Here is a 13,281-nt window from a genome sequence, read left to right on the forward strand (position 1 = left end):
ATCACACTCCAAGCTTCTCGGCGAGCACGGCGGCGATCCGTGCGAGGGACTCCGGACGGGTCAGGTCGCCGTGCCCGCAGGCCAGGCGGTGGCTCTCGATCCGGCCGTCCAGATAGGGCCGCCAAGCCTGCTCGTACGGCCAGTCGGCGGGCTTGGCGAGGGTGGCGCCGAAGAACACGGCGTCGCCCCGGTACTGCTCGGGCAGGTGCTCGGCCATCAGCTTGCGGTGCCGGTCGAACACCTCGGGCAGGACGTCCGCGGCCTCGCCGAGCACGGCCGCCAGGTCGGCCTGGCCGCTGCCGTCCGCCGGGTCGTAGCCCAGCGAGCGCAGCAACTCGGCCAGCGTGTCGGCCGGTTCGGTGGTGGGCGGGGCGGCGTCCGTGCGAACCGCCGGGGCGCCGTCCAACAGGGCCAGCAGGCCGACCGGCGCGCCCTCGGCCCGCAGCCGGACCGCCATCTCCTGGGCGACCACCGCGCCGAAGGACCAGCCCAGCAGGTGGTACGGGCCGGACGGGTGCACCGCGCGGATCTGCCGCACGTAGTCCTCGGCGATCTCGGCGACGCTCGCCGGCGCCCCGCCGCGCAGGCCACGGGCCTGGAGGCCGTACACCGGCAGCTCGGGGTCGAGGTGGCGCAGCAGCCCGGAGTAGACCCAGCTGATGCCGGCCGCCGGGTGGACGCAGAACAGCGGGGCCCGGTCGCCGCCGGTGCGCAGCGGCAGCAGGACGTCCAGGGCGTCGGCCGCCGGGCCCTGGTCGAGCCGGCGGTCGAGCCCGGCCACGGTCGGCGCCTCGAACAGCGCCCGCATGCCGAGGTCGACGCCGAGGGCGGTGCGGATCCGGGAGAGCAGCTTCATGGCGAGCAGGGAGTGTCCGCCGAGGTCGAAGAAGCCGTCGTCGATACCGACCCGCTCCAGGCCGAGGGTCTCGGCGAACAGTGTGCACAGCAGGCGCTCCCGCGGGGTGCGGGCCGGGCGGCCGGCCGGCAGGGCGGCGAAGTCCGGTGCGGGCAGAGCGCGGTGGTCGACCTTGCCGCTGCCGGTCAGCGGCAGGGCGGGCAGCGCGACGAAGGCGGCGGGCACCATGTGGGCGGGCAGGGACTCGGCGGTGAAGGCCCGCAGCCCGGCCGGGTCGAGCGGACGGTCGGTGACCAGGTAGGCGACCAGCCGGCTGCCGCTGTCGTCCGGTCGGACGACGGCGGCGGCGACCTCCGGGTGGCGGGTCAACGCCTGCTCGATCTCGCCGAGTTCGATCCGGAAGCCACGGATCTTCACCTGGTCGTCGGTGCGGCCCAGGTATTCCAACTCGCCGTCACGGGTGCGGCGGACCAGGTCCCCGGTACGGTACATCCTCGTACCCTCGGCGAACGGGCTGGCGACGAAACGCTCCGCCGTGAGCGCCGCGCGACCCAGGTAACCGCGGGCCAACCCGGCCCCGGCGAGGTACAACTCCCCCGGAACACCGGCCGGCACCGGATTCAGGTGCTCGTCCAGCACGTACCCGGCAGTCCCGGCGACCGTCCGGCCGAGAACCGGCCGGTCCGCGCCGTCGAGCGGCTGCACCAGCGCGTCCACGGTGCACTCCGTCGGACCGTACAGGTTGTACGCCCGAGTCCCCGGCGCCTCCCGCAACCGCGTCCACAGCGCCTGACCGACGGCCTCACCGCCCAGCAGCACGAGCTTCGGGGCGGGGGCGTCGAGCAGTCCCTCCTCGACCAGTTGGGCCGCGAAGGACGGGGTCGAGTTCACCACGTCGAGGCCGTGCGTGCCGACGTGGCGGACCAGGGCGGCTGCGTCGAGGCGCAGGTCGTCGCCGATCAGGTGCAGCTCGTGCCCGGCGACCATCCACAGCACGCCGTCCCACGAAGCGTCGAAGCACAGCGAGGCCGTCAACGCGACCCTCCGCCGCTCCTCACCCGCCATCAGCTCCATCCGGTGGCCCGCCAGCAGAGCCGCGAGACTCCCATGCGACACCACCACGCCCTTGGGGCGACCGGTGGAGCCCGAGGTGTAGATCACATACGCCGCATCCGCCGACTCCAGCCGACGGCTCAGACTCCCGTCCGGACCGGGCACATCCGTGACATCCAGAACGGACAGCCCCGCCAGCACCTCCGGCAACGGCCAGCGCCCGTCACTCAGCACCAGCACCGGCGCCGCATCCTCCAGCGTGTACGCCGTCCGCTCCGCCGGGTACGACGGGTCCAGCGGCAGGTAGACACCACCGGCCTTCAACACCGCCAGCAACCCCACCACCGACTCCACCGAACGCGGCAGCGCCAACGCCACCACCGACCCGGGGACCACCCCGGCGGCGATCAGCCGGTGCGCCAACCGGTTCGCCCGCGCGTCCAGCTCCGCGAAGGTCAACGCAACGCCCCCGTGGACCAGCGCCACCACCTCCGGAGTCGCCACGGCCTGAGCCTCGAACACAGCCGGAACCAACGGCACCTCCACCGCCAACGGCACCACCCCGCCCAGCAGTTCGACCCGCTCGACCGGGGACAGCAGCTCCGCCCGACCGATCGGCTGGTCCGGCTCGGCCGCCACGGCCGCCAGCAGCCGGCCGAGCCGGAGGGCGATCGCCTCGGCCGTCTCCCGGTCGAAGAGGTCGGTGGCGAAGTCGATCACGCACTCCAGGCCGGCTGGGGCGCCGTCCGCGTCGAAGGACTCGCCGATGCCGACGCTCAGGTCGAACTTGGCGACCGCGCCACCGGACGGCTCGACGGAGACGTCCAGACCGGCCGCGTCGAGCGGCGCCGCGTCGCCGTCGCCCTGCATCACCAGCATGACCTGGAAGAGCGGGTGGCGGGCCAGCGAGCGGGCCGGGTTCAGCTCCTCCACCAGCCGCTCGAACGGCACGTCCTGGTGTGCGTGCGCGTCGAGTTGGGTCTCCCGGACGCGGGCCAGCAGTTCGGTGAAGCTCGGATCTCCCGAGGTGTCGGTGCGCAGCACCAGGGTGTTGACGAAGAAGCCGACCAGGTCGTCCAGCGCCTCGTCGGACCGCCCGGCCACCACCGAACCGATCGGCACGTCGGTGCCCGCGCCGAGCCGGGTGAGCAGGGCGGCGAGGGCGGCCTGGACGGTCATGAACATCGTCACCCGCTGCGAGCGCGCCAACGTCACCAGTTCGCGGTGGAGTTCGGCGCCCAGCGGATGGACGATCCGGTCGCCGCGGTGGCTGGCGACGGCGCCCCGGGGGCGGTCCGCCGGGAGCGCCAGCTCCTCCGGGAGGTCGGCCAGCGCGTCCCGCCAGTAGGCGAGTTGGCGACTGAGGAGGCCGCCCTGGGCCTGGCCTTCGCCTTCGCCCTCGCCTTCGCCGAGCAGCTCACGCTGCCAGAGCGCGTAGTCCGCGTACTGCACCCGCAGCGGCGCCTGCTCGGGCGCGGCGCCCGCCACCCGCGCCGCGTAGGCCGCGGCGAGATCGCGCAGCAGCGGGCCCATCGACCAGCCGTCACCGGCGATGTGGTGCAGCACCAGGACGAGCAGGTGCTCGTCCCGGCCGGCCGGGATCAGGTGGGCCCGGATCGGCAGTTCGGCGGCGAGGTCGAACGGGCGCGAGGTGCAGGCCTCCGGCGCGGTGCCGCCGGGCAGCAGCTCGACGGGGACGCGGGCCGCCTCGGCCGGTCGGATCCGCTGGTACGGGGTTCCGTCCTCCTCCTCGATCACCGTGCGCAGGCTCTCGTGCCGGGCCACCAGGTCGCCGAGGGCGAGCTCCAGGGCCGCGGCGTCCAGCTCGCCCGTCACGCGGAGCACGAGCGGCAGGTTGTAGAGGGCGCTCGGGCCCTCCATCCGGTCGATCAGCCAGAGCCGCTGCTGCGCGAAGGACAGCGGCACCCGCTCGGGCCGCTCAGCGCGGACGGTCAGCGCGAGCCGGTCGCAGCCCGCGTCGAGGCGGCCGGCGAGCCCGGCCGCGGTCGGCGCCTCGAAGACGTCCCGGATGCCCAACTCCACACCCAGCACGGACCGGACCCGGCTCAGCAGCCGGGTGGCGAGCAGCGAGTGCCCGCCCAGCGCGAAGAAGTCGTCCTCCACGCCGACCGCGTCCAGGCCCAGCACCTCGGCAAGCAGGCCGCACAGGATCTCCTCCTGCGGGCTACGGGCCGTCCGGCCGCCGGCCGCCGCCAGGGCGGCGAAGTCCGGGGCGGGCAGAGCACGGCGGTCGACCTTGCCGCTGCCGGTCAGCGGCAGGGCGGGCAGCGCGACGAAGGCGGCGGGCACCATGTAGCCGGGCAGCGACTCGCCGGCGAACCGGCGCAGCGCGTGGGCGAGTTCGGGGGCGGCGGCGCCGTCCACCGCGCAGTAGGCGACCAGCCGGCGGTCTCCTTCGCTGCTCTCCCGAACGGTCACCACGGTCTGGCGGACGGCGGGGTGGCGGGTCAATGCCTGCTCGATCTCGCCGAGTTCGATCCGGAAGCCACGGATCTTCACCTGGTCGTCGGTGCGGCCCAGGTACTCGATCCCACCGTCGCGGGTACGACGGACCAGGTCCCCGGTGCGGTACATCCTCGTACCCTCGGCGAACGGGCTGGCGACGAAACGCTCCGCCGTGAGCGCCGCGCGACCCAGGTAGCCCCGGGCCAGACCGGCCCCGGCGAGGTACAACTCCCCCGGAACACCCGCTGGCACCGGGTTCAGGTGCTCGTCCAGCACGTACCCGGCGGTCCCCGCGACCGTCCGGCCGAGAACCGGCCGGTCCGCGCCGTCGAGCGGCTGCACCAGCGCGTCCACGGTGCACTCCGTCGGACCGTACAGGTTGTACGCCCGGGTCCCCGGCGCCTCCCGCAACCGCGTCCACAGCGCCTGACCGACCGCCTCACCCCCCAGCAGCAGGAGGCCCGGCGCCGGTGCTTCCAACAGTCCTTCTGCCAGGAGCTGTTCGGCGTACGAAGGGGTGACCTCCAGGACGCCGATTCCGGCCTCGCGCACGTGGCGGACCAGCAGGGCGGCGTCCCGGCGGACCTCGTCGCCGATCAGGTGCAGCTCGTGCCCGGCGACCATCCACAGCACGCCGTCCCACGAAGCGTCGAAGCACAGCGAGGCCGTCAACGCGACCCTCCGCCGCTCCTCACCCGCCATCAGCTCCATCCGGTGGCCCGCCAGCAGCGCCGCGAGACTCCCGTGCGACACCACCACCCCCTTGGGGCGACCGGTCGAACCCGACGTGTAGATCACGTACGCCGCATCCGCCGCGCCCAGCCGACGGCTCGGACTCCCGCCCGGACCGGGCACATCCGTGACATCCAGAACGGACAGCCCCGCCAGCACCTCCGGCAACGGCCAACGCCCGTCACTTAGCACCAGCACCGGCGCCGCATCCTCCAGCGTGTACGCCGTCCGCTCCGCCGGGTACGACGGGTCCAGCGGCAGGTAGACACCACCGGCCTTCAACACCGCCAGCAGCCCCACCACCGACTCCACCGAACGCGGCAGCGCCAACGCCACCACCGACCCGGGGACCACCCCGGCGGCGATCAGCCGGTGCGCCAGCCGGTTCGCCCGCGCGTCCAGCTCCGCGAAGGTCAACGCGACGCCCCCGTGGACCAGCGCCACCGCCTCCGGAGTCGCCACGGCCTGAGCCTCGAACACGGCCGGAACCAACGGCACCTCCGCCTCCAACGGCACTACCCCGCCCAGCAGTTCGACCCGCTCGACCGGGGTGATCAACGGGAGCAGCCCGATCCGGGTGTCCGGCCGCTGGACGGCCGCCGTCAGCAGCCGCGCGAAGTGGCGGACGACCGTCTCGGCCGTCTCCCGGTCGAAGAGGTCCGTCGCGAAGTCGAGCGCGCAGTCGATCCCGGCGGGTTCGCCCTCCGGGTCGAAGGACTCCTGGGCGATCAGGTTGAGGTCGAACTTGGCGACTCCGGTGGCCGCCGGCAGCGCCTCGCCCCACAGGCCGGTGGGCGACGCGTCGGCCTGCTCGTTGTTCTGGAGCACCAGCATGACCTGGAAGAGCGGGTGGCGGGCCAGCGAGCGGGCCGGGTTCAGCTCCTCCACCAGCCGCTCGAACGGCACGTCCTGGTGTGCGTAGGCACCGAGGTCGGTCTCCCGGACGCGGGCCAGCAGTTCGGTGAAGCTCGGATCTCCCGAGGTATCGGTGCGCAGCACCAGGGTGTTGACGAAGAAGCCGACCAGGTCGTCCAGCGCCTCGTCGGACCGCCCGGCCACCACCGAACCGATCGGCACGTCGGTGCCCGCTCCGAGCCGGGTGAGCAGGGCGGCGAGGGCGGCCTGGAGGGCCATGAACACCGTCACCCGCTGCGAGCGCGCCAACGCGACCAGTTCGCGGTGGAGTTCGGCGCCCAGGAGTTGCGACACCCGGTCGCCGTGGTGGCTGGCGACGGCGCCCCGGGGGCGGTCCGCCGGCAGCGCCAGCTCCTCCGGGAGGTCGGCCAGCGCGTCCCGCCAGTAGGCGAGTTGGCGGGCGGCCAGGCTCTCCGGATCGACCTCCTCGCCGAGCAGCTCGCGCTGCCAGAGCGCGTAGTCCGCGTACTGCACCGGCAGCGGCGCCCGATCGGGCGCGGTGCCCGCCGCCCGGGCCTCGTAGGCCTCGGCGAGATCGCGGACCAGCGGGCCCGTCGACCAGCCGTCGCTCGCGATGTGGTGCAGTACCAGGACCAGCACGTGGTCCTGGTCGGCGGTGCGCAGCAGGACGGCCCGGAGCGGGAGTTCGGTGGCCAGGTCGAAGGCCCGGCGAGAGGCCGCGTCGACGGCCTCGGCGACCTCGTCGGCCGGGCAGTCCCGGACGTCGAAGGGCACCGCCGCCGCGTCGGCCGGGCGGATCAGCTGGTGGGGCTCGCCGTCGGTCTCGACGATCACCGTGCGCAGGCTCTCGTGCCGGGCCACCAGGTCGCCGAGGGCGAGCTCCAGGGCCGCGGCGTCCAGCTCCCCGGCCAACCGCAGGGCCAGCGGCGAGTTGTAGAGGGCGCTCGGGCCCTCCATCCGGTCGATCAGCCAGAGCCGCTGCTGCGCGAAGGACAGCGGCACCCGCTCGGGCCGCTCGGCCCGGGCGCTCAGCGCGAGCCGGTCGCAGCCCGCGTCAAGGCGGCCGGCGAGCCCGGCCGCGGTCGGCGCCTCGAAGACGTCCCGGATACCCAACTCCGCACCCAGCGCGCCCCGGACCCGGCTCAGCAGCCGGGTGGCGAGCAGCGAGTGCCCGCCGAGGGCGAAGAAGTCGTCGTCGGCGCCGACCGCGTCCAGGCCGAGCACCTCGGCGAGCAGGCCGCAGAGGATCTCCTCCTGCGGGGTGCGGGCGGCCCGGCCGCCGGCGAGGGCGGCGAAGTCCGGGGCCGGGAGCGCGGCACGGTCCAGTTTGCCGTTGGCGTTCAGCGGCAGGGCGGGCAGCGGCACGATGGCGGCCGGGAGCATGTAGCCGGGCAGTGTCTCCGCGGCGAAGGCGCGCAGTCCGGCCGGGTCGAGGGGGCCGTCGGCGACCACGTAGGCGACCAGGCGCAGGCCGCTGTCGTCGGGCAGGACGGCGGCCCGGTGCACCTGCGGGTGCGCGGCCAGGACGCTCTCGATCTCGCCGAGTTCGATCCGGAAGCCGCGAACCTTGACCTGGTGGTCGGTGCGGCCGAGGTACTCCAGCTCGCCGTCGCGGGTGCGGCGGACCAGGTCCCCGGTGCGGTACATCCTCGTACCCTCGGCGAACGGGCTGGCGACGAAACGCTCGGCGGTCAGCCCCGGCCGGTTCAGGTAGCCCCGGGCCAGCCCGGCCCCGGCCAGGTACAGCTCCCCGGGGACGCCGACCGGCACCGGGTTCAGGTACTCGTCCAGCACGTACCCGGCGGTCCCGGCGACCGTCCGGCCGAGCACCGGCCGCTGGGTGCCGTCGAGCGGCCGGGTGAGGGCGTGCACGGTGGACTCGGTGGGGCCGTACATGGTGTGGCCGGCGGTCAGCGGGGACGCGCACAGCCTGCTCCACAGGCCCTGGCCGATGGCCTCCCCGCCGAGCAGCAGCAGCTTCGGCGCGGGCTCCTCCAGCAGGCCCTCCTCGACCAGTTGCTCGGCGTACGAGGGGGTGACGTGCAGCGTGTCGATCCCGGTCTCGCGCACGTGGCGGACCAGCAGGGCGGCGTCCCGGCGGACCTCGTCGCCGATCAGGTGCAGCTCGTGCCCGGCGACCATCCAGAGCACGACCTCCAGCGAGGCGTCGAAGCAGAGCGACGCGGTCAGCGCGGCCCGCAGCCGGCCGTGCGCCGCCTCGGCGTCCGCGATCATCGTGGCCCGGTGGCCGGCCAGCAGGGCCGCGAGGCTGCGGTGCGGCACCAGCACGCCCTTGGGGCGGCCGGTCGAGCCGGAGGTGTGGATCACGTACGCGGCGTCCGCCGCGTGCAGGCGGGGCCGCGGGTCCTGGGCCGGGCCGGGCTCGTCCGTGACGTCCAGGACGGGCAGGGCGGCCAGCAGTTCGGGCAGCGGCCAGCGGGCGTCGGTCAGCACCAGGGCGGGCGCGGCGTCCGCGAGCATGTGCGCCGTCCGCTCCGCCGGGTACTCGGCGTCCAGCGGCAGGTAGGCGCCGCCGGCCTTGAGTACCGCCAGCAGCCCGACCACCGTCTCCGCCGAGCGCGGCAGGGCGAGGGCCACCACCGATCCGGGGGCCACCCCGGCGGCGATCAGCCGGTGCGCCAGCCGGTTGGCCCGCGCGTTCAGCTCCGCGAAGGTCAGCGCGGTGTCCCCGTGGACCAGCGCCACCGCCTCCGGGCTGGCCGCGGCCCGGGCCTCGAACACGGCCGGGAGCAGCGGCGGTTCCCCGGCCGACGCGGGGCCGGCCGTCAGCGCGGCCCGCTCGGCCTCGGGCAGGACCTCGGCGGCGGTGACGGCCAGGTCCGGGTCGGCGGCGGCCTGCCGCAGGATCAGGACCAGCGCGGCGCCCAGCCGTTCCGCCGTCTCCCGGTCGAACAGGTCGGTGGCGTACTCCAGCCCGCCCGCGAGCCCGCCCGGGGTCCCGTCCGCGCGGTGGCGCTCGGTCAGCGACAGCTTGAGGTCGAACTTGGCGGTGCCGTAGTCGACGGGCTCCTCCGCCGCCGCCACACCGGGGAAGGACGGTCCGGCCTCGGCGGCGGTGGCGAAGGTCAGCATCACCTGGAACAGCGGGTGCCGGGCCAGCGAGCGGACCGGGTTGAGCTCCTCGACGAGGCGCTCGAACGGCGTGTCCTGGTGCTCGTACGCCGCGAGGTCGGTGTCCCGGACGCGGCGCAGCAGTTCGGCGAAGCCCGGCCGGCCGGAGAGGTCGGTGCGCAGCACCAGGGTGTTGGCGAAGTAGCCGACCAGGTCGGTGACGGCCTCGTCGAGGCGGCCGGCGACCGGAGTGCCGATCGGCAGGTCGGTACCGGCGCCGAAGCGGTGCAGCAGGGTGGCGTAGGCGGCCTGGAGGACCATGAACAGGGTCGCGCCGTGCTGGGCGGCGAGCTCGCCGAGGCGGGCGTGCAGTTCGGCGTCGAGTTCCAGCGGGACGACGGCGCCGCGGTGGGTGGCGACCGGCGGCCGGGGGCGGTCCACGGGCAACGGCAGCTCCTCCGGCAGGTCGGCCAGCGCGGCCCGCCAGTAGGCGAGTTGGCGGGCGGCCAGGCTCTGCGGGTCGTCCTCGTCGCCGAGCAGGGCGTGCTGCCAGAGCGCGTAGTCGGCGTACTGGACGGGCAGCGGCTCGCCGTCGGGGGCGCGGCCGGCGAGCCGGGCCCGGTAGGCGTCGGTGAGGTCGCGGTAGAGCGGGCCCAGCGAGGCGCCGTCCCCGGCGATGTGGTGCAGGACGAGGACCAGGACGTGCTCGTCCGGGCCCTCGGGCCGCAGGTAGGCGTGCAGGGGCAGGTCGGCGGCCAGGTCGAAGGTGTGGCGGGCGAGTTCGTCCACCGGCCGGTCGGTGGTGGTGAGCAGCGGGGCGGTCGGCCCGTCGAGGACGTGCTGGTGGGGGGTGCCGTCGTGGACGGCGAAGACGGTGCGCAGGGCCTCGTGCCGCCGGACGGTGTCGCCGAGGGCGTCGGCCAGGGCGGCGGGGTCGAGCGGGCCGCGCAGCCGCAGGGCGAGGGTCACGTTGTAGGTGGCGGCGGGGCCCTCGGCCTGGGCGAGGAACCAGAGGCGGCGCTGGGCGAAGGAGAGCGGCACCCGGTCGGGCCGGGGGCCGGGCCGCAGCGCCGGGCGGGCCGGGGCGGGCACGTCGGCCGCGCGGTCGGCGAGCCGGTCGGTGAGCCCGGCGACGGTGGGGGCCTGGAAGAGGTCGCCGATGGCGAGTTCGATGCCGAGTTCGGCGCGGGCCCGCCCGGTGAGGCGGGTGGCGAGCAGCGAGTGGCCGCCGAGGGCGAAGAAGTCGTCGTCGATGGTGATGTCGTCGATGCCGAGCAGGTCGCCGAAGAGCTCGCACAGCGCCCGTTCGCGCTCGTCGCGGGGCTCGCGGCCGGTGCCGTCGGCGGCGACGTCCGGGGCGGGCAGGGCCCGGCGGTCGACCTTGCCGTTGGCGTTGAGCGGCAGCGCGTCGAGCAGGACGACGGCGGCGGGGACCATGTAGCCGGGCAGCGTGGTGCCGGCGAAGGTGCGCAGCTCGGCCGGGGTGAGCGAGGCGTCGGCGGTGCAGTAGGCGACCAGCCGGGTGTCGCCGGGGCGGTCCTCACGGGCGATCACGATGACCTGGCGCACGGCGGGGTGGTGGGAGAGCGCCGCCTCGATCTCGCCGAGTTCGATCCGGAAGCCGCGCAGCTTGACCTGGCCGTCGATCCGGCCGAGGAACTCCACGGCGCCGTCGGCGCGCAGCCGCACCAGGTCGCCGGTGCGGTACATCCTCTCCCCGGGCGCGTACGGGCAGGCGACGAACCGCTCGGCGGTCAGCCCCGGACGGTTCAGGTAGCCCCGGGCCAGCCCGGCACCGGCGATGTACAGCTCTCCCGGGACGCCGGGCGGGACGGGGCACAGCCGGGCGTCGAGGACGTAGCTGCGCATGGCGTCGAGCGGGCCGCCGATCGGCACCCGGGGGCCGTCGAGGTCGGCGTGGACGAGCGGGTGGTGGGTCGCGAAGGTGGTGGTCTCGGTGGGCCCGTAGACGTGGGCGAGCAGCAGGTCGGGGCAGGCGTCCAGGACGCGCCGCATCAGGGTGCCGGAGGCGGCTTCGCCGCCGGTGCAGACGACCCGCAGGGCGGCGAAGGTCTGCGGGGCCTGCTCGGCGACGAGGTCGAACAGGGCTTTGGTGAGGAAGACGGCGGTGACGTCGTGGCGGGTGGTGACGGCGTGCAGGGAGGTGGCGTCGAGGGCGCCGGGCGGGGCGACCACGACGGTGCCGCCGGCCAGCAGGGGCGTCCAGATCTCGTAGGTGGCGGCGTCGAAGGCGTGCGGGGAGTGCAGCAGGACCCGCTCGTGCCGGCCGTCCTGCCAGCGCCGGTCGGCGGCGAGGTCGAGGACGTCGCGGTGGCGGACGGCGACGCCCTTGGGGCGGCCGGTGGAGCCGGAGGTGTACATCGCGTAGGCGAGCTGGTCCGGGTGGACGGGCACGCCGGGGCGGTGGGCGGGGGCGGCCGCCTCGTCGCCGGGGCGGACCACCACGGCCCGGTGCGGGAAGCCCGGGTCGGCGCGGTCGGTGAGCAGCACGGGGGCGCCGGTGTCGGCGAGCACGTCGGTCATCCGCTCGGGCGGCAGGCCGGGGTGCATGGGCACGTAGCAGCCGCCGGCCTTGAGGATCGCCAGGGTGGCGACGACGACGTCGACGGAGCGCTCCATCAGCATCGCGACGGGGGTCTCGGTGCCGACGCCGAGGGCGATCAGGTGGTGGGCGAGGCGGTTGGCCCGGGCGTCGAGTTCGGCGTAGCCGAGGGTGCCGCCGTCGTGGGCGAGGGCGGTGGCGTGCGGGGTGCGGTCGGCCTGGCGCTCGAAGGACTCGGCGAGGGTCCCGGGCCGGCCCGGGGCGCCGGTGGCGTTCCACTCGGTGAGGATGCGGGTGCGCTCCTCGGGGGCGAGGACGTCGAGGGTGGCGATGGGGGCGTGCGGGTCGGCGGCGGCACCGGTCAGCAGCAGGCCGAGCCGGTCGGCCAGGGCGGCGACGGTGGTGTGGTCGTAGAGGTCGGCGGCGTACTCGATCGAGCCGGTGAGCCCGGCGGGGGCGCCGTCGGGGCCGTGGCGTTCGGCGATGCCGATGTTGAGGTCGAACTTGGCGACCCGCAGGCCGATCGGTTCGGGTGCGGACTCCAGCCCGGGCAGGTCGAGTTCGGCGTCCTGTCCGTGGTTCTGGAGCACCAGCAGGGTCTGGAACAGCGGGTGGCGGCCGAGGGCGCGGGTCGGGTTGAGCTCCTCGACGAGGCGCTCGAAGGGGATGTCCTGGTGGGCGAAGGCGTCGAGCTGGGCCTCCCGGACGCGGCCGAGCAGCTCGGCGAAGCTCGGGTCGCCGGACGTGTCGGCGCGCAGCACGAGGGAGTTGACGAAGAAGCCGACCAGGTCGTCCAGGGCCTCGTCGGCGCGGCCGGCGAGGCCGGTGCCGAGCGGGACGTCGGTGCCGGCGCCGAGCCTGGTGAACAGTGCGGCCAGGCCGGCCTGGAGGACGGTGAACAGGGTGGTGCGGTGCGCGCGGGCGAGGTCGAGCAGGGCGCTGTGCAGGTCGGCGCCCCAGGTGAGGTCGACGGAGTCGGCGGCGCCGGTGGGGGCGGGCGGCCGGGGGCGGTCCGTCGGCAGCTCCAGTTCCTCCGGGAGGCCGGCCAGCGCGGTTCGCCAGTGGTCGAGTTGGCGGGCGAGCAGGCTCTCGGGGTCGCGCTCGTCGCCGAGCAGGTCGCGCTGCCAGAGCGCGTAGTCGGCGTACTGGACGGGCAGCGGCTCCCAGTGGGGGGCGCGGCCGACGAGCCGGGCCCGGTAGGCGGTGGCGAGGTCGCGCAGCAGCGGGCCGAGCGACCAGCCGTCGCCGGCGATGTGGTGCAGGACGACGAGCAGCACGTGCTCGGTCGGAGCGAGGGTGAACACCGTGACCCGGATGGGCAGTTCGCGGCTCAGCTCGAAGGTCTCGGCGGCGGCCGCGTCCCGGCGGGCGGGGTAGTCGTCCGGTGCGCAGTCCACGACCAGGAAGCGCGGCTGCGCCTCCTCGGCCGGCAGGATCTGCTGCACCGGGACTCCCCCGGCCACCGGGAACACCGTACGCAGGGCCTCGTGCCGGGCGACCACGTCCACCGTCGCGGCGCGCAGCGCGGCGGTGTCGAGCTCGCCGCGCAGGCGCAGGGCGAACGGAAGGTTGTACAGCGCGGTCGGCCCCTCGATCTGGTCGATCAGCCAGAGACGCTGCTGTGCGTACGAAACCGGGATCACGGTGCTTCCTCTACTCACGT

Annotated in this window: 1 protein-coding gene; it reads right to left on the minus strand. The window is 75.0% G+C overall.

Annotation, left to right across the window (positions count from 1 at the left end; genetic code table 11):
- Position 1: 1 nt before the first annotated feature.
- The gene (locus AB0P03_RS16785; protein ID WP_363629438.1) at positions 2–13,261 is read right to left on the minus strand and encodes an amino acid adenylation domain-containing protein; all 13,260 of its coding nucleotides are present in this window, start codon (positions 13,259–13,261) and stop codon (positions 2–4) included.
- Between the last annotated feature and the right edge of the window lie 20 nt (positions 13,262–13,281).

Origin of the sequence: Kitasatospora sp. NPDC088779 (assembly GCF_040685395.1) — a bacterium.
Classification (GTDB): Bacteria; Actinomycetota; Actinomycetes; order Streptomycetales; family Streptomycetaceae; genus Kitasatospora.